The organism is Akkermansia sp. 54_46, from assembly GCF_001917295.1.
In the GTDB taxonomy this organism is placed as follows: domain Bacteria; phylum Verrucomicrobiota; class Verrucomicrobiia; order Verrucomicrobiales; family Akkermansiaceae; genus Akkermansia; species Akkermansia muciniphila.
Map to the genome: position 1 here is coordinate 49,108 of NZ_MNUD01000035.1, position 26,559 is coordinate 75,666.

Here is a 26,559-nt window from a genome sequence, read left to right on the forward strand (position 1 = left end):
CCCATATGGCCAAACAACGGAAAAACGCTCCCGGATTTGAAGAATCCGTAGCACGCCTGGAAGAAATCATACGCCTGACGGAAGCCCCCGTCACCGAGCTGGAAGACATGATAGCCCTGGTGGAAGAAGGCAATAAGCTCATCCGTCACTGCCGCAGCATCCTGCATGATGCGGAACTGCGCATTCAAACTCTCAGCAACCCGGAAACCGTTCAGGATAAAACGGATACTGATGAACCAGACAGCAATGAATTCTCCCTCACCTGAACTTCCGGAACTGCTGGCAAGCATCCGCAGCCACGCAGATCTGATGAAAATCCCTGAGTCGGAACTGCCCAGGCTTGCGGAAGAAATCCGGAATACTCTCATTCACTCCCTTTCCCTCACCGGAGGCCACCTGGGCCCCAACCTAGGGGTGGTAGAACTGAGCATTGCCCTTCACCGCGTCTTTGAAACGCCGCGGGATAAAATCATCTTTGATGTCTCCCACCAGGCCTATGTCCATAAAATGCTGACTGGGCGCGCTCCCCTGATCCACACCATCCGCCAGCACGGAGGGCTTTCCGGATTTGCCAAAATGTCCGAATCCCCTCATGACTCCTACGGAGCGGGGCATGCGGGCACGGCGCTTTCCGCCGCCCTGGGCATGTGCGCGGCCAGGGACCTGAAAGGAGAAGACTACCATGTGGTGGCCGTAGCCGGGGATGCGGCATTCACCTGCGGCACCACTCTGGAGGCGCTGAACAATATCAGCCAGACCACCAAACGGTACATCACCATTCTGAATGACAACGAATGGGCCATCGACAAAAACGTAGGAGCGCTGGCAAAATACTTCAACTCCCTGCAAACATCGGAAACGTTTTCCTGGTTAAGGGATAAAACGGCCTCCTTCATTGAAAAGCTGGGCGGCACGCAGGCCAGGGACTTTGCTTTCAAGCTGGAAGGCACCACCAAAAACCTTATCTTCCCGTCCCTGCTGTTCAACAAATTCGGGCTGCGCTATTTTGGCCCCCTGGACGGACACGACATTCCCACCCTGATACGTACCCTTGCCTACATCAAGGATCTCAACGAACCCGTTATTCTGCATGTGGTCACTCAGAAGGGCAAGGGCTACCAGCCCGCTCTGGACAACCCCACCAAATTCCACGGCCTGGGCTCCTATTGCGTGAGGGACGGGGAAACGCAGGCCGCCCCCACCCCCACATTCTCCCATATCTTCGGCTCCACGCTGGTGGAAATGGCGCGCGAGGATGAATCCATCACAGCCATCACGGCCGCCATGGCCAGCGGCACCAAGCTGGACTTATTCAAGGAAGCCTTCCCCAAACGCTATTTCGACGTAGGGATCGCGGAAGAGCACGGCGCCCTCTTCGCCTGCGGGCTGGCGGCGGAGGGCATGAAACCCTACATCGCCATTTACTCCACTTTCATGCAGCGCTGTATTGACATGATTCAACATGACGCCGCGCTGCAAAAACTGCCCGTGCGTTTCTGCATGGACCGTGCCGGGCTTTCCCCGGACGACGGCCCCACACACCACGGGCTGTTTGACATTGCCATGATTCGCAGTATCCCGAACATTGTCTTCATGCAGCCCAAGGATGAAGCCGAATTCGTCCACATGCTCCGAACCATGAACCATTACCAGAACGGCCCCACCGTTATCCGCTATCCCAGAGGATGCGGCGCCGGAACCCCCGCCCCCGCCAAGGCGGAAATCCTCCCCATCGGCAAGGCGGAAGTACTTCAGACGGGACAGGATGTAACCCTCGTTTCCCTGGGCACCATGATCGGCATCGCCCGGGAAACCGCCTCGCTGCTGGAAGCCCGCGGCTACACCGTCACCCTGATCAATGCCCGTTTCATCAAACCTCTGGATGATGAATGCATCCGCCGTCACGCAGCACGCAGCCGGGTGGTCTGCACCTTCGAAGACCACTCCATCAGCGGCGGCTTCAACTCAGCCGTTCTCGAATCCCTGGAAACCGGAGATGTCAAGACGCCCGTGGAAGCCATCGCATGGCCGGACCAATTCATTGAGCATGGTTCGGAATCCATCCTCAGAAAAAAATATGGACTCACGGCGGAAGCCGCGCTACAAAAAATCATTCCCCACCTGAACTCCTGATCTGTTTATGAAAACACGCACCTTCCTGCTGGCAGCCCTTGCGCTTGCCCTTCTTCCCGTCTCCGCGCGACAATCCCTGCCGGCCTCCCCTTCCCCTGCCTGGATTCAGGAATTCAACAACCTGCCGGAAACAACCAGAAAAAGCTATATAGCCCAATTCCGCAAAGCGGAACAGCTCTTTGCCCAGAAAAAAATCATGGAATGTCTTTTTTCCCTCATGGAGCTGGAAAAACTTTATGCCGGAAATCCGGGCTTATACAACCTCCGCGGCGCATGCTACATTGAAATCCGCAATATCGAAAAGGCCCTGGAAAATTTTGAAAAAGCCCAGAAACTGGATCCCTCCAACCTCACCATCCAGTTCAACCTGGCGGAAGCGCATTACGTCAATCACGACTATTCCAGGGCTCTGAAAGCTTTCACGGAACTCCTTCTCCCCTTCAAGGACAATCCCGGCATGACGCCCCTGCTGCAATTCAAGCGTTATATCTGCGCCCGCAAACTGGATAACCAGCCTCTTGCCGCGGAATTGGAAAAGCTGTACGGCCCGATGGATGATACGCCGTACTACTACTGCACCCAGGCCATCCTCAAACTGATGGAAGGAGACAAGGAAGCCGCCCAGGAACAGCTTCTTTCCGCCATCCGCATCTACGGAGGCACCAGCGCCATCCAGGCCTTTACGGACGCCATGACGGAGGCAGGCATCCTTCCCTCCCCCTATGGGCAAACCGTCCCAACCGAACAGCCGGTAAAAACCGGACTGGAAAAACGCCGTTAATGAATGCGGAAGCGACGGTCCTGAAGCTTTATCCCCTGGGAGAAAACGGCCTGATTGCCGTCTGGTGCACGGAAGAAGGCCTTATCAGGACGGCGGCAAAAAGCGCCAGAAAAACCGGCAGCCCCTTTGCCGGGCGTCTGGACATTTTCTATCAGTGTCGCATGCAGTGGACGCAGGCAAAGAAGGGGGATTTGCACACCCTGACCTCCGCAGACCTGCTTTCGCCGCGCCTGGCCCTCCGGAAAAGCTACCTCCGGCTCAGTGCGGCAGGCTATTTCGCGCGCCTTTTTCTCCAAATGCTGGAACCGGACACGCCCATCCCGGAATTTTACGACTTGCTGCAGAGGGCCTACACCTACCTGGAAAACAATGATCCCACGCTACGCGCCGTCCTGCACTTCGAACAGGAACTCGCCCGGCTGCATGGAATAGCCCACCCAGGCATCCCGGCGCACGTCATTCTGAAATCCCACTTCGGCAAGCTTCCCCCGCAGCGGGAAAAACTGCTCGGAAGCCTGGAACAAAAAGAAAGCTGAGCAACATGCCTATCCCGCTTTCATCCTCAGCAGGGGATGTTCCCCGCCCCGCTCAACACGTCCTTCCTCCGGGACGGGATGCGCATTGTTCCGTGCGCGAGATTGACTTGTCCGCAGCCTTCGGGCACAATATCCGGCACGGTTTTACTGCATGAAGATCCTTGACAGATACATTGCCCGCCAGCTGCTGGGTGTCACGGCCCTGGGGGTAATGGCCCTGAGCGCCCTGCTCCTTCTGGGAAACCTGTTCAAGGAACTGCGTCCCCTCCTGGTGGAAAACAAGGCGCCCATCAGCATCGTTCTGGAATTCATCTTCCAGGTCATCCCCTTTTCGCTGATGTTCTCCATTCCGTGGGGGTTCCTGACGGCCGTTCTTCTGGTGTACGGCCGTCTGGCCTCGGACAACGAACTCACCTCCATGCGCATGTCCGGCATGAGCCTGTGGCGTCTGAGCGCCCCCGCCATCGCCATCGGCATCGCCCTTTCCGGCCTTTGCTACTGGATTAACATAGACATCGCACCGCGCGCCAAGCAATCCATTTCCGAGTTGCTCATCAAAGCCGCTTCCATCAACCCGAAGGGGCTTCTCAATGAAGGCCAGGCCATTACCAAATTCGACAACCTGGAAATCTACATCGACAAACGCGTGGACGACGTCATCCACGGCATGCATATCTACCAGAAAGCGGACGAAAAATCCCCGTCTGTGGCCATGCACTCGGAACGCGTGACCATGGATTTCTCTCCCGAGAAAAAAATCCTCACCCTGAATCTCATCAATCCCCTCATCACCACGCAGGAAGAAGGCTCCATCTCCCAAAGCGTGACCATGGACGAGATGCCTCTGAGCATCAACCTAGACAAATCCCGCTCCCGGCGCATCAAGGCCAACCGCTTCACCAACAGGGAAATCCGGGAAGCTCTGGACACGCCCGGCTATCTGGATAAAAAGCAGACCACGGAATTCGCCACGGAACTTCCCAGGCGCGCCTCCTTCTCCCTGGCCTGCATCGTCTTTGCCCTCATCGGCGTGCCACTGGCCATCAACACCCGCAGAAAAGACACTTCCACAGGATTTGCCCTGGGCATCCTGATCGCCTCACTCTACTTCCTGGCCCTGATCTTTGCAGACTTGTCCCGGAAAAACGACACGATGCTCCCCTATATTCTGCTGTGGCTTCCCAACATCATCACGGTTGCCGTGGCGTTGCACCTTCACAAACGGGCCAGGCACAAGGGATAAGCCCCCTGCGGAAGCCCTTCCCGCTGGCGTGGAATTAGCTTTCACAGTATGGGAGCTTCGGGTAACATGATGTGCATGCAGCACGTCCCCACCATCGCCATCGTAGGCAGGCCCAATGTCGGGAAATCCGCCATTTTCAACAGAATGGCAGGCAGGCGCATCGCCATCGTGCATGATGAACCCGGCGTCACCCGCGACCGCCTTTCCGCCCCCTGCAAGATTACGGACCGCGCCTGTAAAATCATGGATACGGGCGGTATCGGCGCGCGCCTGGGCGACGGCTTTGCAGAACAGGTAGAGGCAGAGGCGGACATTGCCATAAAAACGGCGGATCTCATCCTCTTCGTGCTGGACTGCCGGGATCACCTTACCCCTATCGACCAGAACATCGCGGACCACCTCCGTAAATCGGACATTCCCGTTATCCTCCTTCTTAACAAAGCCGACCACGAAAAACAGGACCTTAATCTGGGCGAATTTACCGGACTGGGTTTTGACGACCATATCTTTCTTTCCGCCGCCCACGGCAGAGGCTTTTCCGAATTAGCCTCCCGGCTGGACGGTTTTCTCAAGCAGAAAGGGGCTCCGCTTAAAGAAGAACTGGAGGAAGAACCGGAAAACGGAGAGGAAACGGCCCTTCCCATCAAGGTAGCCGTAGTGGGACGCCCCAACGCAGGCAAATCCTCCCTGGTCAACGCCATCCTCCGGGACAGGCGCACCATCGTCTCCAATGTGGCGGGCACTACCCGTGACGCCATTGACATCCCCTATCTGCACGACGGCCAGCCCTACGTGCTGATTGACACCGCCGGCATGCGTCCCCGCTCCCGTCGGGACACCTCCGTAGAAGTTTTCTCCGCCATGCGCAGTGAAAAAGCCATCCGCCGGGCGGATATCTGCCTGCTGGTCATTGACATTGCGGCGGGCATCACGCAGCAGGACCGCCGCATTGCCGGCATCATTGCGGAAGAAGGAAAACCCTGTATCATCATCGTCAACAAATTCGACCTCTTCCATCCGAATGCCTCCCGCAAGGACCGCATGGCGGAAGTGGAAGAACAGGTGCGCAGGGAACTATTCTTCATCAACTACGCGCCTTTCATCGCCACCTCCGCCAAAAAAGCGGAAGGCGTGGAAATCATCTTCAAAGTCATCACGCGCATCCGCCGGGAATCCCATAACCTGCCCACTACCGGCCAGCTCAACCGCCTGATCCAGCTTGCCCAGCAGATGAATCCTCCCGGCGCCGCCAGCGGCTCTGCCAGAAGGTTGAAAATATATTACGCCACCACAGCGGTGGACCCCAAGTACAATACTATTCCCGTCCCGCGCTACGTTCTTTTCGTCAATGACAAAAGCCTGCTCACGGACAGCTATTCCCAGTACCTGCGCAACAAAATAAGGGAAGCCTACCCCGCTCCCGGCATTCCGGTCATCTTCTCCGCCCGTTCACGCGTGCGCAACGACTGATCATCCCTCCTTCTCCGCATGCTCTCCGTCAGGAACCTCAGCGCCTCCTTCCACACCAGGGCCGGCATTGTCCGGGCGGTAAGGAACGTGTCCTTTGATGTAGCCCCGGGGGAAACGCTTGGCATCGTGGGTGAATCCGGATCAGGAAAATCCGTCACCTGCTACTCCATAATGGGGCTCATTCCGATGCCTCCGGGCCGCATTGAAAGCGGTTCAGCCATGCTGGACGGCACAGATCTGCTCCGTTGCCCGGAAAAGGAACTCCGGGCCATCCGCGGCAAACGCATCTCCATGATCTTCCAGGACCCCATGACCTCCCTCAACCCGTACCTGACCATCGGGGAGCAGGTGGCGGAACCCCTTGTCATTCACGAAGGGGCCGGCAAAAAGGAAGCGCGGACACGCGCGCTGGAACAGCTTGCCCTGGCAGGCATACCGGATGCGGAACAACGCATGGACGCATACCCCCACCAATTCTCCGGCGGCATGCGCCAGCGCGTGATGATTGCCATGGCCCTCATCACCAGACCGGAAATACTCATCGCGGATGAACCCACCACCGCCCTTGACGTCACTGTCCAGAAGCAGGTGCTGGATCTCATCAGAAAACTTCAGCAGGACATGGGCACCTCCGTCATCCTCATCACACATGACCTCGGCGTGGTGCGCCAATACGCGGACCGCATCAACGTCATGTATGCAGGCCGCATCGTGGAAAGCGCCCCGGCGAAGGAACTTCTGGAACATCCCCGGCATGCCTACACCAGAGCCCTGATGAAATCCATTCCCGGGCTGCATGCGAAAGGCGCCCCCCTCTATACCATTCCCGGACTGCCTCCCAACATGACTCAGGAGCCATGCGGATGCAGCTTCCGCCCCAGGAACACCCTCGGAAACCCGGCACTCTGCCTCACGGACCGGGAACCGGAGCTGGTGGAAATATCTCCGGGGCACTCAGTCCAGAACTGTCCGGGCTGTCTGGCTTAGTTTCCTTTCCTGTTTGCTCGCAGATAATGCTGCGTACAGGAAAATCCTTTTAACTGAATTGATTTCCGCACAATTCTTCCAGAATACCGTAAAAACGGCCCACATGCACCCCGTCCACCAGCACATGGTTCGCCTGAATGGCCACGGGCATCACCATCCTGCCGGAAGCATCCGCCTCCATCTTCCCCCAATGGATGAGGGGAAAGTATTGTCCCCGAAACACTCTGTAGGCACTGGCCACCTGTGTGAATGGAATCCACGGCAGGCAGCTGAATACGGCGATATCCGCCCTATGGCACGGATTCGCCTGGGCGGGAGCAAGTTTGGCAGCCTGCACAAGAGGAACGGCATGTTTCAGGAAATCAGACAACTCCATCCGGTATTCCACTAAAATCTGGGTGAATTCTCCATCCGCAGCCAGCACCGGAACCAGGGCATCCACGGACTCATACTCCCATACATCCCCTTCCTCCACCCGCTGGCGCAGCTGGGGCACCCTGTTCAACGCCTTCAGCAGCACAAACAGGCACAAAATGAAAAAGGAAACCCCCTCCCGTTTCGCATAACGGTACAGAGCATCCACCCGGACCGGGGACGTAATGGAAAACATGGGGCAGTCAAACGTCCGGAAATACTCATAATGGGACCTTCGAGGCCAGGAAGCGATTTCTATTTTCTTTTTCATGCACTTATTTTCTATTCAGGGAAGGCTCCCCGTACACGTTTTCGCGTTGTTGCTCCGGCAGCAAAAAAACAGGACAGAAGCAGTCAAAGCAACAATATTCCCCGCCTCTCCCGGAAATTCCAGCCCGGCTGTTCCCAGCGCCAACGCATTGATTAATGCCTTTATTTATCCAATCATCAACTATGTTGCAATAAAGAACATCCTGAATGCTCCTACCCCTCGCGAACGGAAAGCAAATCCGTCACGGACGCATGCTTCATGCGCCACGCAGGCAGAAGACACGCCAGGGAGGAGAGGACAAACACCAGAAGCACAGCACAGGCCAGATGCGCCCAGGGCATTGTGACAGGAGGAGTAACGACGCCGAAGTGATAGCCGTATTCCAAAATCTGGATGGAGCACCAGGCGCCCAGGACTCCCAGCACAAGACTCATGACAACGGAGCACAGGGAAACCATCAGCGTTTCCGCCCAGAGCATCCGCATCACCATGCCGCCCGGCACGCCCACCGCACGCATCAATCCAAATTCCCGGCGGCGGGACTGCACGGAAGCCAGGACGGTGTTAAGTACAGCCAGAACGGCGATCACCATCATGATGATGGGAAGCTTGCTCATCGTAAAAATCACATCGTCCCCGCGGCTGGTAACGCTTCCTCCCAGGCTTTCCCGGGTCAGGGCCTTCACCAGAGGCTTGGCGCCTTCCCCTCCGTTTTCCTGCTCCCGCACTTTCATCAGGGCGTATTCCCCCAGGTCGTTCTGAAGTTCCACATTGCTGATCCCCGGAGCAGTATCCCCCCAGATAAACTGGAATCCCTGATGAGCGTATTCCTCTTTGAGCCAGCGTTCATCGGCAATCGCCAAAGCGGCAACAAAACCCCCGCGGCGCACGCGCATTCCGCTGGTCTTGGTCAACCAATGCCAGCCGGGGAAGGAAACTATTCCCGCCACCTTCCAGGGTTCTCCCCGTACGGCGGCCCCCCTGCCCCGGCCGCGAATACCGGCAGAGGGCTCATTTCCGGAACGGAGTTCCCGGGAAGACGGATTAACCAGCATCAAGTCATCCCCGACCTTCAACCCCACCGTCCGTGCAAACGTATCCGGAATCAGGAGAGAACGGGTGGATTCCAGCATGGCATAAGCCTCCTGCGGATTTCCGGAAACAAACACGGGGTTGAACAGCGGATGGCTCCCCCCGGCCATCTCCGCCACGGGAATGCCGGCCAGTACGATGGAACGGTTGCGCATCCCGGAAAAACCGGGGCTTTTCATCTGTGCCGGAGCAATATCCGGTTCATCCACGTAGATGGGATACATTCGGGAATTCCGCAGGCTGGGGCGCGCCATCAGCTCCGGAACATCCGCAGATTTGAACTCCGTATGCAGGAAGGAAACCAGAGTTCCGGGTGTTGACGTATCCGGGGAAAAAGGAACCAGCATGGAATAGCCCCATGTCTGCACCCCCACAAAAAGAGAGAGGCCCACAGACATGGATACGGCAGTTCCCACGGAACGGCTGAGGTTGCGGCTGAGCTGCATTTTCAGGAAAGAATGCGGAACGTGCAGCAGAAATCCGGTAATCCATGCCCCGGTCCACTCCGTCACGCGCACGAAGGTGGGGGCCAGAAACAGCGCACCGGCTACCAGACCGGGGTAACCCAGCCAGAAAAATATCCATTTGCGCGTTTCTACCTCCAGGCCCGGCAACAGCAGGGCCGCAGGCTGAAGACACACGCATGCGAGGCCCGCCACGACAGACCACACAGGAACACGGCTCACCTTCCCGATGAATCCGGAGGAAGGAACGGCCGCTTCCAGCGGAGACTGGCGGGAAGCGCGCCACGCAGGAATGATGGAAGCCAGCAAGGCCCCGCCCACAGCGCATACGGCGGCGGTTAATACTGTGGACCAGGTCAGCACGGGTACAGAGGCAGAGCCTTCCTCCAGCAGGTACACCAGAAAAAAGCCTGCGGCCAGCCCTCCCAGCAATGCCGGAATGCACAGAAAAATCCCCTCTCCTGCAATCAGCAGTGCAATTTGCATGCGCCCCAGCCCCAGAGCACGCATCAGGGCCAGTCTGCGGGCACGTTCGCTGACGCCAATGCTCAGCGTTGTGAAAATAATGAAAATACAGGAAAACAGGACAAGCCAGACAGACATTTCCGCGCTATCCTTCTGTGAACGGACGGACCGATCGCTGGAAAGCCGCCGGATGATGGAATCCGTATCCGCTACCGCAGCGGAAGCCTGGACCAGCTCCTGCCGGAAATTCTCAGTAAATTCCTTTTTGTCCACCCCTTCCTTGAGCTGAACGTAAATCAAATTGGGGGCAAAAGGCTGCCCCGTAATTTTCTCGCATACCTTCACGGGCACAAAAAGGGAGGAAAAAACCGGGCCGGACATGCCGCCCGGCCCCATAATGACGCCGGGGGTGGCCTTGGCCTGCTTGACGATGCCCACAATCTTTACGTCGTACACATGCGTTCCCACGCGCACGTTCATGACAGTCCCCACTCCCGCGCTGAAATATTTGGCGCTTCCGCTGCCCAGCACCCCCTCCATGGCTGAGGAGGAAGCCATATCCGGCCAAACTCCCTCTTTCAACTCATAAGGACACTCCACAGCATGGTTTCCCACCAGGATGGGGCTCTGGGGAGGAATTCCCATGCGGTCGCGCGTCTGCTCGTCAAAGCTGCCCCGCTCATTTCCGCAGCCGATTTGGAGGCGCGGCACCTGGCACGCGGCGTTCACCGTCTCTACAAGGGGAGAGGCGGCCAGACGGGCGGGCAGCTCCGGGTCACGGAACTGCGGGTACTGTCCGGGAGGAAGGGGCCCTTTGGGAGACTCCGGCACCAGGCAGAGGTCATAATTCCCCATATAGGCCTCCGCATCATTGTCAAACTCCCTGACCAGCGTATCATAGCTCCCCATCATCCATACAATGAGGCTGACGGAGACAAGGATGGCGAACACGCTGACAGCCATCCGGCCGGGGGTGGCGCGCAGATCCCTCCAAATCAGTTTGAACATCAACGTCATAAGGCATCATTCAGCGTACGTTCATAGAAGGAGGACAATTCCGCAGGACCGGCAAATTCCGCTGTGGATCTGTCGTCCACAATACTGCCGTCCTTGAGTACGACTACACGATCCGCCCACATGGCTACGTCCGGCGCATGCGTCACCAGGACAAAAGCACAACCTTGCGCACGATGCAAATCCCGGAACAAATCTCCCATAAGCCGGGTATTTTCAGAATCCAGGTTGCCCGTAGGCTCATCCGCCAGCACCAGAGCGGGACCGGAAACCAATGCACGGGCAATCGCTACGCGCTGCTGCTCCCCGCCGCTGAGCGTATCCGGCATGGCATGCCGACGGTGAGACAGTCCAACCTTTTCAATCATGGCGTCCAGGGCGGCGGGGGCCACCCTCCTGCCTCCCGCCAGGGACGGCAACAGAATGTTTTCCTCCACGTTCAAGGTGCCCACCAGGTTAAACATCTGGAAAATGAACCCTACACGGTCCCGCCGGTACACCGTCAGGGAGGCATCCGACATGGAACCGAGATCCATCCCATCCACCGTCACCGTGCCGGAATCCGGAGCCAGCAGCCCTCCCAGCACGTTCAGCAGAGTACTTTTTCCGGAGCCGCTTGCGCCCATCACGGCGACGAACTCTCCCCGGTTCACGGTAAGGCTGATATCTTTCAGCACAGTTATACTCCCGGAACCGGATTTGAAACCGCGCTTGAGATGGCTGACGGAAATGACGGGGGAACTCATGGCGGAAACGCAAGGTTAAAACGTGGTCTTCAGGCCTACTTCAAACGTGCGCGGCTCTCCCACCGTGCACTGCACGGCATGGCGGGTGGACTGCACGTACTTTTTATCGAAGATATTATACACAGCCAGCCTCAGCGTGGCATCTTTCAGCCATTTGGATTCCGGCAGGGGGATTTCCACCGTAAAGTCGAATACGCTATAGGAGGGGATGGTGTAGTTGTCCGCAATTTTTGCGCCCCGGAACGTAGCGTAGTAGGAATCCTTGCAGCGGTAGCCCAGGCCCAGCACCGTACCGTTCAGCAACCCTCCGTCAATGCGGTACTTCTGCCAGAGGGCCAGAGCATTCGGAGCAATCGTGGGATACACTTCCCCGGTGGTCCGGTTCTTGGTGCGGGTGTAGGTGTAGGAAAGATAGGAACTCCAATTCTTGGTTATTTCCCCGTTCAGGGAAAGTTCCACGCCTTCCGCCCTCTTGGAGCCGTCCGAATAGTACCGGTTGGTATATCCGTCTATGGCAACAGGCGTATTATTCTGGATGATGTCAAACCAGGAAGCGGAAAACCACACCTTATCAACCGGGCTGACCCGGAACCCGAATTCCATCTGGTCCGTACGCCAGGAATCGGTCAATTCCTTCCCGTTTTCATCCAGATACCCGAAGTTGGGGGCGGACGTACGGGCTGCATTGGCGAACAACGCTACGCGCTCGCCGAACATGCGGGTAATTCCGAAGCGGGGGCTCCATGCAAACGCATAATTATTATCCAGGCTGAAATGCGCGTCACCGCGAACGCCGGCCAGAAAACGCCACTGTCCATAACTGAGGACATCCTGCAGCAGAAAACCAGCCCTCTGCACCACGGTATCCGTCGCATTGGCGCCGGAATAATCGCGCCCTGCAGGGAAAAAAGGAGGAGGATTGTACAGGGAAAAATAGCCGTTCATGTTTGCGGTGGCATTTGTCACCAGGCTGGAACCGTCTCCATAAGTGCTGCTCCCCGTGTAAGAAACGCCCATCAGGGCTTCATGCTTCACCTGCCCGGTCTTAAATTCCGCCAGTGCGTTGGAATAAAAATTCCAGTTGATATTCCACTCGTCGCTCCAGGCGGCTTCATATTTGGCCTTTCCGGAAGCAATCATCTGGTTGTAATAATCCGCCGTGCTGGTTCCTCTCCCAGCGGAAGAGGAAATGCCCCAGACATTATAGTCCACATCGCTGTACCCAATACCGCCGCCAATGCGGATCGTCCATATCTTTTCCAGCTTGCGTTCGAAATCCAGCATCGCCAGCAGGGATTTGGAATTAAGCCTTCCGCTCGGAGAACCGTACCAGGCGTCATACGGCCCCACAAAATGGCCGCCCAACACAGGGATGCCCATAGTCGTCGGAGAATTTTGATACTGGAAACTGGTCGTCAGCACCGTCTTGGTGCGGGAATCATGCTGCCAGCGGAAAATGGGGGACACCGTGTACTTCTGGCCTCCGTTGGCTCCGTTGCTCAGCCAGAACGGGCGTTCATACTCGGCGGCTACCACCGTACGCAGGGCAAATCCATTCGTTTCATCCCCCCTGTACCGGGTATCGTCAATCGTTGCGCGGTATTTCTGCCCGTGATGGGAAAGGCGGGCGTAAGCCGTCAACTCCGTCCGTTCCAGAAAATCAGGCTCCTTCAGGATCAGATTGATGGAACCGCCGGCGCCGTATGCCCCGAGCGTACTGGTCTGACCGCCGGAAATGGAACCGATGGGGCCTTTGACAATCTCAATATTTTCTATCAGGGACGTATCCATGCCATACCCCATGCCTCGCGGGAGGGGCATATTGCCGATCTGAACATCACTGCCGGCAAAGCCGCGGATGGTGTACTGGTCCGCCGTACGGGACAAAAGCATGTCCCCACCCGTATTGACGGAGGAATCCATACGCAGCGCTTCCACCAGGGAATCGGACCCCTTGGAATCCATCAGGTCCCTTGTAATGACGTTTACCGTTTGCGGAACTTCCTCCGTCTTCATGTTCGTGAGAGTAGCGGAACTGACCGTTTCCGCCCGCAGGGACCTGGAACGGATGGTCATCACGCGTTCCGGCATTTCCTGCACGCCTTCCTCTGCGGCGGCGGCCTTTGTCTCGGCATAGGCAGATTGTCCGAGAACAAGCAGGCTCCCAATGGCGGCAGCACGGTGCAGGCCGCGCCCCTGGCGGCGATGGCGGGGGGTATTCATGTTGGATAAACGCATAGGGGCAAGTATAGGACGGAACAAAGAACCGTCCATTCCCGTTTGTTAACAATTTGATAACAGACCGTTCCTTTTCCTTCCGGCAAAAGCGCATCTGATGGCAGAACGGCCCCGCCCTTTCACAAACCCAACGCCTGCGCCCGGCTCTCCGCCGCAGCCTTCAGCCATTCCCGCAATGCCTCCTTATCCCCTGCGGCCAGCCAATTCCTCACTTGTCCCAGCTGGGACAGGGCTTCATCCAGACGCTCCAGAACAGCAGGGGCATTTTCCGCCAGAATTTCAGCCCACATGGACGGTTCCCCCATGGAAACGCGGGTGGTATCGCGGAAACCTCCGGCGGATACCAGCCCCAGCAGCTTTGTATCCCCACCGTCCAGAGCGCTGTGGACGCACAGGGCGGACAAAGCATGAGGTATGTGGGAAATGCGTGCCACGGAAGAATCATGATCCGCCGCTTTCATCCGGATGCAGTGGCAGCCCACACGCTCCCAGAACCGCTGGAGCAACAGCAGCACATCTTCATGCACATGCTCGTCATTCGTCAGGATGCAGGTCGCATCCCGGAAGAGGTCCCCGGAAGCATGTTCCATACCCTGCTTTTCGGAACCGGCCATGGGATGGGAGCCGATAAACGCCACGCCGGCTTTCTTCAGCACGGAGCCCACGGCCTGGTGAACACACCCCTTCACGGAACCCACATCCGTTACCAGTACTCCCGGTTTCAATAAAGGAAGCATGTCGGAAACAAGGCGGGGCATCACGCCAACCGGGGTAGCCAGCACAACCAAATCCGCCCCTGCCACCACCTCCTCCATCCGGGTGGAAGCGGTATGGGCGGCTCCGGAAGAACGGGCATATTCCAATGGTTCTTCCCTCCTGCCCCACAAGCTCACGTGCACATGCGGCAACTGCTTCCTGACGGCCAGCGCCAGGGACCCACCCAGAAGGCCGGGGCCGAGAATGGCGACGGAGGAGAAAAAAAGCTGCTTTCTGGAATATTCTCTCATGGATTTACAGGGGAATACATCAGCGCCCCGGAACATCGGCATGTTCAGGGGCGCGGCATGATCTCGTTGCGGCGGCCGCATCAGGGCACGCGGAACTTCTTAATCTCGTTGGGAAAGTTGGTGTCCCGCAATACCGTCCCGGAGGGATACGGCTTATTGGTGCTCCTGTTCAAAATCTTGATCTTCTTGGTGCGGTCATACGGGCTGACCACCACCGTGGGATCCGCCGTAGGCCACGCCACCGGTACGGAAGAAGAAGCGGGAGGCTCTACTGGCCTGGGGGCGGCAATGCCGGAACCGGCGGAACCACTCACGGGATTAGGAACGACGGGCTTGGGCACAACGGGAGCCGGAGGCGTGATATTGTTGGCCCCTCCCACCATATTGCCGATGGTCCCGGAATTGGTCCGGGCGGGGTCCGGGTTAAAACCGGAATTCTGCCCGGCCATCGGATCCAGAGAATTTTCACGCTGAATATCATTCAGCAGGCTATCGCCCTGGGCGCCCACAGCGCCGGACGGATAGACATTTTCCGTAGGATAAATGCCGATGGGGCGTTCATTCACGCGCTCCGTTTCACAGGAAGGCAGAAGAATTGCACCTGCGGCCAGCAGCACGCCTATCGTCGGGGAAGTATTCATATAATCTCTCTTCGGGTGATAGCTTTCTGCCAGCATCCTACGGTCCCGCAACCTCATGTCAACCATAAAGCCTGTTTGCCGAACCTCTTCATGACAAGGAATCTTCGGCTTCCGTCCCCGCACGCGGGCAAAGCCGCCCGAACAGACGCGCTCGCCGCATTTCTTTTACCCATCGGCAGCGCCGGAACAGCCCTGGACGGACTCAACAAAAGGAAGAGCCGGAAAACGGCACAAAGACGGAACAACCATCACTCTTTATCAACAAGCGCTCCAACAGGTACTCCTGCCGCAGCCTTATTCGGAAGAAGCCGGAGCTCCATTCCGTTCTCCAGCGGGAAGAGACGCTTCCCTCCCGAACATGCCGCGCCGACCTCCGGCCCTCCCCTGCCCGCCCTCTTCAAAAAACTGGAAAAAACGCTTCCCCCTCTTCCCGGGAACGCGCCTGTACGGGAACAGATTATCCTTCCCTACCCCCCATGATCTGCTACAATCCGCCCCACATGGATGACGTACAGACATCTAAGAAAAAAATGCCCTCAAAACAGGAATGGAGGGGATTTTATTCCCTGATTCTCATTCAAGCCCAGAACGCTTTCAATGAAAAAGCCGCCCAGTTCCTGCTGATTCCGCTGGGCGTCTGGCTGGCTTCCACCAACGCCGCATACGGGCCGGATTCCTGGGTCAACTCCCTCCAGTACATTCTGGCCTGCATCTTTGTTCTGCCCTACATTCTGTTCTCCCCTTTCGTCGGATGGCTGGCGGACTGTTTCTGCAAGGCCCGCATCATTCAATTCATGTCTTTCCTACAGATTCTGGTACTGGGGGCCATGCTTCTGTGCTACAAATACGAAAACATTGAAATGGCCGTTTTCTGGTTCTGCGTCTTCTCCGTCCAGGCGACCATCCTGAGCCCGGCCAAAAAGGGAGTGGTCAAGGACATGGTAGGCTCCCGGCAGCTGGGCTACGCTTCAGGGCTGATGGAGATGAGCCTCATCCTGTCCATGCTAGCGGCCCAGATAGGCATCTTCGCCTGGTTCGACATCCTGCAAGTCTCCTCCAACGACGGCTGGGAAGCAGCCGCTTTCCCCACATTCATCCTCACCTGCATCGCCGTTCCCGTAGCCATTGCGTCCCTTTACCTCCCGCGGTATCCGGCCAACCAGACCAGGAAATTCGAATGGAAGCTCTTTTACGAACATTTCGTGCAGCTCAAGTATCTCTGGAGCCAGCGGGACTTGAGGCTCAGCGAAATCGGCGTGTCCTACTTCTGGTTCCTGGCCGGCGCCCTGATGCTCATCTCCCTCCAAATCGCCCAGGAACACCCCATTGACGGTACCGGATTCAGCATGTCCGCGGCCATTCTCATGGCATGGCTCAGCGGCGGCACGGTGGTAGGCGGCGTCATCGCCTCCATCATCTGCCGTAAAAAAATTGAACTGGGGCTCATTCCCCTGGGCGCAATCGGCTTCACTATCGGGTGCATATTCATGTCCTTCTTCGCACCCGGCTCCCTCCCCAGCAACATCGGGTTCGGCATCACCGGAGCTTTCGCCGCCGCGTACCTGGTGCCGTTAAACGCCCACCTTCAGGACAACTGCGACCCCTCCAACCGCAGCACCGTCATCGCCGCCGGCAACCTGATGGACTGCCTGATGGGGCTGGTGGCCGTCGGCTTCCAGCTCATGCTCAGGAATATCTTCTCCATCCAGAACCAATTCTGGGTGCTGGCCGCCCTGGGCGTGGTCATCACCATTGTGGCATTCCGGCTTATTCCCCGTGAATTCATCCGCATGATGGGCCTCTGGATCATGAGGATTGTCTACCGCTCCCGCATCATCCACCAGGACCGCATTCCGGAAGACGGCGGAGCCGTCATCGTCTCCAATCATGTCACCTACGGGGATGCGCTGTTCCTTTCTCTCATCTGCCCGCGCCCCATACGGTTCATCGTGGCGGAGGAATTCGTAGCCATCCGCTGGCTCGGCTGGATTCTGGAACTCTTCAACTGCCTGCCCATTTCCTCCCGTAATCCGCGGGAATCCCTGTCCAAGGCCATCCAGGCCCTGAAGGCCGGAGAAGTCATCTGCATCTTCCCGGAAGGCCAGCTCACCCGCACGGGCACCCTTTGCGCCGCGCGGCGGGGGCTGGAAATGCTGGCGAAAAAATCGCGCTGCCCCATCGTGCCCATTTACATGGACGAACTATGGGGCAGCATCTTTTCCTACTCGGGCAACCGCTTCTTCTCCAAGGCGCCTCTCCGCGTTCCCTACCGTTTCACCGCCGCCATCGGAGAGCCCATTGAGCCTGACGCCGTCAATCCCCGCATGGTCATCAACACGCTGCGGGAGCTGTCCTCCACATGCCTGGAAATTGCAGCCAGCATCGGCAGGGATGCCATCCTGAACCATCTGGAGCGCATCGCCCACAAGCCGCTGGTCTTCTCTAAAAACGCGCGGCTCTCCGGGTACGAAATAGCGGAATGCCTGATGAACGACACCGTGGAAGCGGAGCATCCGGAACTCAGGAAATGGCTGTCCACCCTGCTGGACAGCACCCGCTCCCAAAGCCGCCTGTGCGACTTCTGGATGAACGCCCAGCAGCTGGAACGGGTGAACTCCCTCCAACCCCGGGAACTTATGCTCACCAGCGTAGGACGCGAAGAAGTCCACGAAACGGTGGCCGCCGTCCTCTGGCCCATCCTCACCAGCACTCCCGTTTACCTCATCAGCGACGGGGACCACAGCATGCCGGAAGGCATCAGGCAGATAGCCGGCTCCGATTTCCTGCGCCGCAGGCTCTACAGCCTGGTTCCGAAGACGCGCACGCCGTTTTATGACTTCAGCGGCTCGGGAGACCTGGTTCTCCCCAACATCGGCTGGCGGCCCTGCTTCGCCACGGACCGCGGCATTATCCTGGCCATGTCCATGAAGAGAAGCGTCTTCAAGCTGGATGACGGCACCGTGCAGCTCGGCATGCGGGCCAGGACAAGGGGGCGCCTCCTTCCCGGCTTTTACTTGAATCCCCCTCTTTCCAACGTCATCGCCGGGGCGACCCTCTCCACCCCTTATTCCCTGCCGCCCAACCTGTACCTGGACGAGTCGGGCTTCCTGGCGGAACTCCAGTCTTCCAACCATGAACAATAACTCCTCGTCAACCCGCCTTCCCATCCCGCAGTATGTAATGACGCTGGCGCACGCGGCAGCCCTGCGGTCGGAGGATCCGTACCGCAAGGTGGGAGCCGCCGCCCTGGATGCGGACAACCGCGTCATCGGCACCGCCTACAACGGACTGTATCCCGGATTCAAGGCTCAGGACACCTTCTGGGCCAGCCGGGAAGAACGCCAGAAATACATGCTGCATGCGGAAATCAACCTGTGCAGCCTGTTCCGGAGGGGGGAAGCCAAGGTGGTGGCATGCACCACAATGCCCTGTACCTCCTGCATGCAGGCGCTGTGCGCTCACGGCGTAAAGACCATTTATTACTGTGAGCCTTATGATAAATCCGAAGCCCCTGCCATCGCCAGCCTTTACGGCGTGGAACTGATCCAGGTTACGGACTATCCGCTCAGCCGGCACTTCCCCCTTGTCCTGGACAACTGATCCCCGGAAAATCAATCCCGATGCACGCGGCACGTCCAACCGGCCATGGACCGGGGAACGCCGTCAATGGCCGGGTCCAAATCAAGCCCGGTTTCCGTAATGGTGCCGGAAGTAATGACGCCCGCATTCCGCCCGGCGTCGTCAAAGGCAATGTTCACATTCGCCATGGTACAGGCGGAGCTGCTGTTGGCAGCCGGAGCAATATTCAATACGCCAACATTCCCCACGCTATTGAACCGGTACGTATAAACCCCGTCGTACACGGCTCTTGTATCCATTCTGATAACATCCACGTCCTGCCCGATGAACTGGAGCTGGAATAAGATGCTCCCTCCCTCAAACAGGCTTACCTGTTGTCCGCTCAAAGAAGTATTCCCGTCGTCTCCGGATTTCCCCGAACCTCCGCCGCATCCGGACAACAATCCGCACACCGTCACAGGAATCATCAACAAGACAGGGAACAACTTTTTCATCCCCGGAAAAATGCACAACACAAAAATATAAGTCAAGCGCACTCAACTATTATTTCATTTTTCCAACATTTTTTAACATCATAAAAAAACCGCCTGTTTTCACAGGCGGTCTCAAGAAAATACGGAAGCTGTCAGCCAACCCATTTCCAGGTAATGGGTATTTCAATATCAGGGTGCAGGCTGTGCTTGACCGGGCAGCTCAGAGCTGCCTGTTCCAGCAGATTCCTGTCCGGACAATCGGACGGAAGCGGAACGGTAATGACGACTTCCAGCTTGCCGATACGGCGGGGATCCGCATTCATGTGTTTGGCCACTTCCACCGTCATTCCTTCCAGATGAATCCCCTTACGCCCGGCAACAATACCCATGATCGTGCTCATGCAGCCGGCGAGCGCCGCGCCTACCAGGTCCGTGGGAGAAAAAGACTCGCCCTTGCCGTTATTGTCCACGGGGGCATCCGTGGAAAGCGTGGCCCCGGAAGGTTCATGAACCATGGAACAATGGAGGCCGCCCTCGTACGTCGTTTTAGTTTTTACCATGGCCTTATTTTATACAAGGCTCCCCGCCATGCAACACACAAACATTGAATCCCCCCGTTCTTTATGGTAACCGCCTTTGTTATGAGAAACTTTTTGAAAACAGCCGCCGGCTGCCTGGGCATAATCGCCGGGTGTTTCAGCACGGGGGCGGCCCAGGACTTCGGCGGCATGAGCTTTGGAGAGGCGGGGGACTTTGGCCCTCCCCGGACATCCGGTTCCTCCAAGGCCACAGTCACCTCCTATGGAGAAGTTCCCTTCGTCATCGTGACGGAGCTAGAGCTGCCGGACCACTGGCACGTTTACTACAAAAATCCGGGAACCGTGGGCCTGCCCATGGAAGCCGCCTTCCAGCCTGTGTCCGGTTTCCGGGTGGAAGGCCCCTTCTGGCAAGTTCCGGAACTGGGAAAAGGGCTTGTGGATTTTTACGGATACAGCGGAAAGGCGAAAATGGCGTTCCGGGTAACTCCGGAAAAGGACGCTCCCCCGGAAGCGACGTTCACCACCACCATGACGTGGCAGATGTGCGCGGAACAGTGCGCCGCCCCGGAAACCAGAAACTTCAACGTCACGCTGAAGCGCGGAGACGGGCAGACAGCTCCTGACGCGGCGGAATTGACCGGGAATATGGCAGGGCTTGCCGCCCCCGACTGGGCGGAAGGGCTGAAAGCCCGAATTTCCCAGGAAGGGAAAACCGTCACCCTGCACCTCAGGACAAACGGACGCCCCGTTCCGCAGGATTCCGTCTATTTTTTCTGCAATCAGGGGGAAATCAACCCTACCACTCCCCAAACCTTCAAAAAACTGGATGACTCCAATTATGAGCTGTCCATGCAATTCAATGACACCACGGACGGCCTTTACCCCAACAACCTGCCGGACGCGGACAAGGGGAAACCGCTGACCAGCCTTTCCGGCATCCTGCGCGCCGGCAGGGAAGGCATCATCATCACCGCGGACGACCGCCCCTTCTCCGGGGAATCCCAGGCAACAGCCGCCGGAACGGAATCCGCCCCGGAACCTTCCGCCTCCATCCCCGCGCCTCCGCTGATGGGCCTGGGGGAAATCATGTTCTTCATGTTCATCGGCGGCATCATCCTCAATGTCATGCCGTGTGTCTTCCCGGTAATCGGCCTCAAGATTATGGGATTCGTCCAGTTGGGAGGGGGGGAACGGAAAAAAATACTGGCCCACTCACTTACCTTCGTACTGGGCATCCTGATTTCTTTCTGGATCATTACTGCCATTCTGATTGCGCTGAAAGCGAACATGTTTGACTGGAGCTCCCCAGCCGGCCCCGGCATATTCAGCGGAGACTTCTGGCTGGGCCGCGGCGCGGAGGGCATCGTCAACTGGGCGTTCTGGTTTGAAAACCCCTGGGTGAATTTCTGCCTGCTGGGCCTGATGCTCGCCATGGGGCTGAGCATGTTCGGCGTCTTTGAAATAGGCGTCAAAGCCACGACCATGGGCAACGACCTCCAGCGCCGGAAAGGTTATGCCGGCTCCTTCTGGTCCGGCGCCCTGGCTACGGTCATCTCCACCCCGTGCAGCGCTCCGTTCCTGGGCCAGGCTATCGGCGCGGCCATGCTCCAGCCGCCGCTGGGCATCGTGCTCTGCCTGACCATGATGGGGCTTGGAATGTCCCTTCCCTACATCATTCTGGGCGCCTTTCCCGTCCTGACCAAATACCTGCCCAAACCCGGCGCATGGATGGAATCCTTCAAGCAGGCCATGTCCTTCCTGATGTTCGGCACCGCCGCCTACTTCCTCTGGATTTACATGGCATTCTTTGATGCTGACAACCATCCCCAGGACATCCTGTTCCTCTTCTTCGGGCTGGTGCTGTTTTCCCTGGCCTTTTGGGTATACGGCAGATGGTGCCCCATGTACCGCAGCAGAAAGTCCCGCGTCACGGGAGGCATCTTCTCCGTAATCTTCCTGCTGTCCGGCCTGTACTACATGCTTCCGCCGGAAGGAGCCGCCTGGTTCGGCCGCGGTTCCGCCTCCAGAGCTGCTGACTCATCCGCTGCCGCAGCGCCCTCCCTCCAGGAGGAAGGAAACATCTGGACGCCCTGGAGCCCGGAAGCCATGCAGGCCGCCCTGGACGGAGGAAAACCCGTTTATGTGGACTTCACGGCCCGCTGGTGCTCCACCTGCCAGGTCAACAAGGCTTCCTATACGGATGAAGTGCTGGCCGCTTTCAAGAAAGACGGCATCGTCATGATGAAGGCGGACAAGACCCGCACGAACCCCGCCATTGACCAGGAACTTAAAAACCTGGGGCGCACGGCCGTTCCCGTCAATGCCCTGTATCTTCCCGGCAGAAAACCCGTCGTCACCAGGGAACTTCTGTCCCCGGCCTACCTGCTGGAATTCCTGGAAAAGGAAATGGAACGCTAGGACGTCTTGTCATGCGGGCGGCAATCCGCCGCCCTCCCCCCAGGCCATGCCGGGCAGCAGGAAACGGAGAGAACTTACCCTTCCCCGTTCAACAGCGGCAGCAACGCGTCCGCCCATGCCTGATAACCCTTCTCCGTTAAATGGACATGATCCCTGAACATGCCCTCCCTGAACGTCCCGTCCGGCTTCAGCAGACTGCCGTTAATGGATAAAATGGTGGTCCTCGGAAGCTCCAGCCTGCGCAGCAAACGGTTAATCTCCTCCTGCCTCCTGCGCAACGGGCTGCCGGGATCGGTGCCGTAGGGAGTCACCTCCATCAGGATCAAACGGGTCTCCGGAAACTTCTTCAACAGGCGTACGGCTATCTCCCGGATGCCCTTCACCGTCTGCGCTGCGGCTTGCCTCCCCTTCCAGCGGCCGATATTATTCGTCCCGGCCAGTAAAACGCAATAGCGGGGGGAAGTCTTGACCGCCAGTTTCGTATCCTCCATACGCCACAGCATGCTGTCCGTCCTGTCCCCGCTCACTCCGAAGTTGACCGCCTTCATCGGCAGAAACAGCCTCTTCCACAGCGCGGCACCTTCCCGTTCCCAGCATTCCGTAATGGAATCCCCCACGAACAGAATGCCGCATTCCTTCCCCAGCAAATTTTCCCGAACCGCCCTGTAACGGGCCGGAACCCACGGCTGGGTATTCAGTTTGGGAACATCGGGCGGATCCGGAGCCTCATCAGCAGGAGCCGCATACACGGCAGAAGAAGCAAAGGAGAGCAATAAAAAAACGGCAGAGAAAACAGAAGCATTCATCTTTTTCCGAATACGCGGCCCGGAAAAGCATTCTTTCCCCTGCCGGGAAAATCATGTTCTCACCGCCTTGCCCAATACCTCCAGGGGCTGGCCGGACAAATTCAATTCCTTTACCAGAAAACGGACAATCAGCAGGCTTGCCAGCGCATCATACAAAGCGTCATGCCAGCGGCGCGCAGGAAGCAACGCCTCCACGGAACAGGTCAACCCCAGGGCGCCGCACAAAGAAGACAGGGAATAATCCTCCAGACCGGGGACGCACATCCTGCCCAAAGCCAGCGTATCCAGCCACGGACCGAAGCCGTGGCCTGGAAACCGCCGCAGGAACTTCCGTTCCGTAGCCGGATTATGCCCCACCACCACGGCCTGCCCCAACCGGGAACGTATCTCCGGCCACAGGGAAGGAAAAGACGGGGCATCCGCCAGCATCTCCGTAGTAATGCCGTGCACCTGGGAGGCGGACCATAAAACCGGCTTCTCCACCGCAATATAGGAAGTCCACAACTCAGGTTCGTCCTCCAGGCGGGAACATGCGGCTATGCCTATCTGGACGGGCTGGTCCGTCTCCCCCCGGGCCGCGCCGGCGGATTCAAAATCAATGGCGGCGAAACGCAGGCCGCCGATTGTATCCGAAAGCGGAGGCATATCAGAACAACTCCAGCTGAGCATATTCCCCGACAGGCATATCATCGTCCATGTCCGTATTCTTGGCTCTCGGTTCCGCCAGCCGGGAGCGCCCCTTTTTCCTGGGGCGCGTGGAATTCATCTCCAGATGGGACAGGATGGCCTTGGCGCGGTCCACAATGACGGCAGGCATGCCGGCCAGTCGGGCCACCTGAATGCCGTAGGACTTGTCCGCCGCTCCCGGCACAATCTTGCGCAGAAACACGATTTCCTCCTTCCACTCCCGCACGGCCACATTGTAATTCTGCACGCCCTGCCTGGAATTGGCCAAATCCGTCAGCTCATGATAATGCGTAGCGAACAGGGTGCGGGACTTCAGCTCGTCATGCAGGTATTCCGCCACGGCCCAGGCGATGGAAAGACCGTCAAAGGTGGCCGTGCCCCGCCCGATTTCATCCAGAATAATCAGGGAGCGCTCCGTAGCGTTATTCAGAATCAGGGAAGTTTCGCTCATCTCCACCATAAAGGTGGACTGGCCGCGCGCCAGGTCGTCGCTGGCTCCCACGCGGCAGAAAATGCGGTCCACCAAACCGATGTGGGCGGCTTCCGCCGGCACATACGCTCCAATCTGGGCCATCAGCGTAATCAGGGCCACCTGGCGGATATAGGTGCTCTTGCCCGCCATATTGGGCCCGGTCAGCAGAATAAGGCGGTTTTCCTCCGGTTCCAGAAAAGCGTCGTTGGGAACGAACACATCGCCGGAAACATTCTGCTCAATAACGGGATGGCGGCCATTGACAATGCGCAGGGTCATGGAATTGTCCAGAACGGGGCGACAGTACCGGTACTGCTGCGCGCCCTCCGCCAGTCCCAGCAGCACGTCCAGATCCGCCATGGCGTCCGCCGTCATCTGGATATCGTCAATGTGGCGGCCCACTTCCTCACGCAACAGGAGGAACTGCTCATACTCCACCTGGCGGGAACGCTCGTCCGCCCCCAGGATGGTATTCTCCATCTGCTTGAGCTCCGGGGTAATAAAGCGCTCCGCGTTCACCAGCGTCTGCTTGCGCTGGTAATCCGGGGGCACTTTATCGTAATGGCTCTTCGTTACTTCAATGTAATAACCGAAGACGTTATTAAAGCGAATTTTCAGGGAATCAATTCCCGTGCGCTTGCGCTCCTTCTCCTGCAGCCGTGCCAGCCACTCCTTCCCGTCGCGGGAAGCCAGCCGCAATTCATCCAGACCGGCGTGATACCCTTCCCTGATGATGCCGCCCTCTTTGATGGTCACGGGCGGTTCCTCCACCAGGGCGCGCTGGAGCAAATCCACCAGCTCATCAAAACAGCCCATGCGGGAACGGATGCTCTCCAGCATCTCCCCGCCGCCGGGCAGGGATTCCAAATCATCCCTGAGCGCGGGGATGCGCGACAGGGAGGAAGCCAGCGCCTGAAGGTCGCGGGCATTCCCGGCGCCCTGGGAAATGCGCCCCGTCAGCCGCTCCATGTCCCGCACATTCTTCAGGCTCTCCCTCAGCTTGCTCATCAGGTAGGGCTCCTGCAGCAGAACGGCGATCACCTCCTGCCTCGCCAGAAGCTTTTCCAGATCGCACAGGGGGTGGAGCAGCCAGTCCCGGAGTTTGCGCGCGCCCATGGGGGTGCTTGTCCTGTCCAGGGTTCCCAGCAGGGAAAGCTTCACGCCGCCGCGGGAATCCACCAGATCCAGATTCCTCTGGCTGGCCTGGTCAATCAGCACGGCGTTCTCCGTGGCGCGCACGGAAATGCGGCGCAAATGGTCCGTAGGGCGGCGGAGCTGGTAGCTCAGATAATGGAGCACCGCGCCGGACGCACCCAGGGCGGCAGTCATCTCCCCGCAGCCGAAGCCGTCCAGGGAATGCACCCGGAAATGGCTCAGCAAATTGGGAATGGCCGTGGAAGGCAGAAAAGTATATCCGTCGTAATAAAGCGTGGGGTGGGTTCCGGGGAAGCAGTCCGTCTGCTCGTCGCTGACCAGGAGTTCGGAGGGATTGATGCGGGACAGCTCGTCCAGAAGCAAATCCATGTGTTCGAACTGGGCCACGGAAAATTCCCCCGTGGTATGGTCCACGCATGCCAGGCCGAAGCGCTTCTTGTCCCTGTACAACGCCACAATGTAATTATGGCGGGAGGAATCCAGCAAATTCATATCCGCCAGGGTTCCGGCGGAAATCACGCGGGTCAATTCCCGCTCCACCAGTTTGCCCGGCTGCGGAATGGTGGTCTGCTCCGCAATAGCCACCCGCTTTCCTCCCTTCACCAGCCGTCCGATATACCCTTCCGCGCTGTGGTGGGGCACCCCGCACATCGGAATGCCGTGGCGCTTGGTCAGCGTCAGGCCCAAAATGGCGGAGGCCTCCTTGGCGTCCTCAAAAAACATTTCGTAAAAATCCCCCAGCCGGAAAAACAGCAGCACGTCTTCCGGCAAGCCCTTCTTCATGCGAAGGTACTGATCCATCATCGGGGTTGAGGCAGGTCCGGAACTACTCATAAATAACGGTGAAAGAGTAATCCGATTGCGGCTTCAAGGCAAGGTTGGAATCTTGTTAGAACCGGGGCTCCACTCCCCTTTTCCAAGGAAAAGC

21 protein-coding genes are annotated in these 26,559 nt (G+C 58.0%); 10 read left to right on the top strand and 11 right to left on the bottom strand.

The genetic code is table 11. From position 1 onward, the window contains the following. Window positions 1–5: 5 nt before the first annotated feature. From xseB to BHW66_RS09640, 7 genes are all read left to right on the top strand, one after another. Window positions 6–266, top strand: coding sequence for an exodeoxyribonuclease VII small subunit (xseB, locus tag BHW66_RS09610; RefSeq protein ID WP_012419371.1), 261 nt, complete (start codon window positions 6–8; stop codon window positions 264–266). After that, window positions 232–2,133, top strand: coding sequence for a 1-deoxy-D-xylulose-5-phosphate synthase (dxs, locus tag BHW66_RS09615; RefSeq protein WP_286689017.1), 1,902 nt, complete (start codon window positions 232–234; stop codon window positions 2,131–2,133). Before xseB ends, dxs begins: the two co-directional genes overlap by 35 nt. Window positions 2,134–2,140: 7 nt before the next feature. Next, complete coding sequence (locus BHW66_RS09620; RefSeq protein ID WP_102733679.1) at window positions 2,141–2,914, top strand: tetratricopeptide repeat protein; 774 nt, start codon at window positions 2,141–2,143, stop codon at window positions 2,912–2,914. Beyond that, window positions 2,914–3,450 (top strand): recombination protein O N-terminal domain-containing protein, encoded by a 537-nt coding sequence (locus BHW66_RS09625; protein ID WP_102733678.1) that lies wholly within the window; start codon window positions 2,914–2,916, stop codon window positions 3,448–3,450. The genes BHW66_RS09620 and BHW66_RS09625 overlap by 1 nt, the downstream gene beginning before the upstream one ends. Window positions 3,451–3,601: 151 nt before the next feature. Beyond that, window positions 3,602–4,693, top strand: a complete 1,092-nt coding sequence (locus tag BHW66_RS09630; RefSeq protein WP_094139643.1) for an LptF/LptG family permease — start codon at window positions 3,602–3,604, stop codon at window positions 4,691–4,693. A 48-nt stretch (window positions 4,694–4,741) separates the two neighbouring features. Continuing rightward, a complete protein-coding gene (gene der / locus BHW66_RS09635; RefSeq protein ID WP_240044118.1) occupies window positions 4,742–6,163 on the top strand; it encodes a ribosome biogenesis GTPase Der in 1,422 nt (473 codons plus the stop codon). An 18-nt stretch (window positions 6,164–6,181) separates the two neighbouring features. After that, on the top strand, window positions 6,182–7,150 hold the full coding sequence (locus tag BHW66_RS09640) for an ABC transporter ATP-binding protein (RefSeq protein WP_286689018.1): 969 nt from the start codon (window positions 6,182–6,184) through the stop codon (window positions 7,148–7,150). A 49-nt stretch (window positions 7,151–7,199) separates the two neighbouring features. Here BHW66_RS09640 and BHW66_RS09645 read toward each other — a convergent pair whose 3' ends face one another. The 6 genes from BHW66_RS09645 to BHW66_RS09670 all read right to left on the bottom strand — a co-directional run bounded on the left by BHW66_RS09645 (window position 7,200) and on the right by BHW66_RS09670 (window position 15,502). Next, window positions 7,200–7,835 (bottom strand): CatA-like O-acetyltransferase, encoded by a 636-nt coding sequence (locus BHW66_RS09645; protein ID WP_102739027.1) that lies wholly within the window; start codon window positions 7,833–7,835, stop codon window positions 7,200–7,202. A gap of 212 nt (window positions 7,836–8,047) precedes the next feature. Further along, window positions 8,048–10,864, bottom strand: a complete 2,817-nt coding sequence (locus BHW66_RS09650) for an ABC transporter permease (protein ID WP_215433473.1) — start codon at window positions 10,862–10,864, stop codon at window positions 8,048–8,050. 5 nt (window positions 10,865–10,869) lie between these two features. Then, window positions 10,870–11,616, bottom strand: a complete 747-nt coding sequence (locus BHW66_RS09655) for an ABC transporter ATP-binding protein (protein ID WP_215433471.1) — start codon at window positions 11,614–11,616, stop codon at window positions 10,870–10,872. A gap of 15 nt (window positions 11,617–11,631) precedes the next feature. Further along, window positions 11,632–13,839, bottom strand: a complete 2,208-nt coding sequence (locus BHW66_RS09660; RefSeq protein ID WP_286689019.1) for a TonB-dependent receptor — start codon at window positions 13,837–13,839, stop codon at window positions 11,632–11,634. A gap of 134 nt (window positions 13,840–13,973) precedes the next feature. Beyond that, entirely contained in the window at window positions 13,974–14,861 is an 888-nt protein-coding gene (locus BHW66_RS09665; protein ID WP_164917371.1) for a prephenate dehydrogenase/arogenate dehydrogenase family protein, read from the bottom strand. A gap of 80 nt (window positions 14,862–14,941) precedes the next feature. Then, window positions 14,942–15,502 carry a hypothetical protein gene (locus BHW66_RS09670; protein WP_094139648.1) on the bottom strand — a complete coding sequence of 187 codons (561 nt, stop codon included), beginning with the start codon at window positions 15,500–15,502 and terminating at the stop codon, window positions 14,942–14,944. 476 nt (window positions 15,503–15,978) lie between these two features. On the opposite strand from BHW66_RS09670, the gene BHW66_RS09675 reads away from it, so the two are divergent. Together BHW66_RS09675 and BHW66_RS09680 are read left to right on the top strand one after the other, a co-directional pair. After that, window positions 15,979–18,645, top strand: coding sequence for an MFS transporter (locus BHW66_RS09675; RefSeq protein ID WP_237970141.1), 2,667 nt, complete (start codon window positions 15,979–15,981; stop codon window positions 18,643–18,645). Beyond that, complete coding sequence (locus BHW66_RS09680) at window positions 18,635–19,102, top strand: deoxycytidylate deaminase (protein ID WP_215444062.1); 468 nt, start codon at window positions 18,635–18,637, stop codon at window positions 19,100–19,102. Before BHW66_RS09675 ends, BHW66_RS09680 begins: the two co-directional genes overlap by 11 nt. Window positions 19,103–19,113: 11 nt before the next feature. Here the strand turns inward: BHW66_RS09680 and BHW66_RS09685 are convergent, their stop codons facing one another. Both BHW66_RS09685 and BHW66_RS09690 read right to left on the bottom strand, forming a co-directional pair. Beyond that, on the bottom strand, window positions 19,114–19,548 hold the full coding sequence (locus tag BHW66_RS09685) for a hypothetical protein (protein WP_286689020.1): 435 nt from the start codon (window positions 19,546–19,548) through the stop codon (window positions 19,114–19,116). 158 nt (window positions 19,549–19,706) lie between these two features. After that, a complete protein-coding gene (locus tag BHW66_RS09690; protein WP_215836338.1) occupies window positions 19,707–20,114 on the bottom strand; it encodes an OsmC family protein in 408 nt (135 codons plus the stop codon). A gap of 81 nt (window positions 20,115–20,195) precedes the next feature. Here BHW66_RS09690 and BHW66_RS09695 point away from each other — a divergent pair, with 81 nt between their 5' ends. After that, the gene (locus BHW66_RS09695) at window positions 20,196–22,511 is read left to right on the top strand and encodes a thioredoxin family protein (protein ID WP_215836339.1); all 2,316 of its coding nucleotides are present in this window, start codon (window positions 20,196–20,198) and stop codon (window positions 22,509–22,511) included. A 74-nt stretch (window positions 22,512–22,585) separates the two neighbouring features. Here BHW66_RS09695 and BHW66_RS09700 read toward each other — a convergent pair whose 3' ends face one another. The 3 genes from BHW66_RS09700 to mutS are packed head-to-tail and all read right to left on the bottom strand — an operon-like array spanning window position 22,586 to window position 26,465. After that, the gene (locus BHW66_RS09700; protein ID WP_094139650.1) at window positions 22,586–23,317 is read right to left on the bottom strand and encodes a GDSL-type esterase/lipase family protein; all 732 of its coding nucleotides are present in this window, start codon (window positions 23,315–23,317) and stop codon (window positions 22,586–22,588) included. A 51-nt stretch (window positions 23,318–23,368) separates the two neighbouring features. Next, on the bottom strand, window positions 23,369–23,962 hold the full coding sequence (locus tag BHW66_RS09705) for a 3'-5' exonuclease (protein ID WP_022198372.1): 594 nt from the start codon (window positions 23,960–23,962) through the stop codon (window positions 23,369–23,371). A 1-nt stretch (window position 23,963) separates the two neighbouring features. Further along, window positions 23,964–26,465, bottom strand: a complete 2,502-nt coding sequence (gene mutS, locus BHW66_RS09710; RefSeq protein ID WP_249849793.1) for a DNA mismatch repair protein MutS — start codon at window positions 26,463–26,465, stop codon at window positions 23,964–23,966. Window positions 26,466–26,559 lie beyond the last annotated feature (94 nt).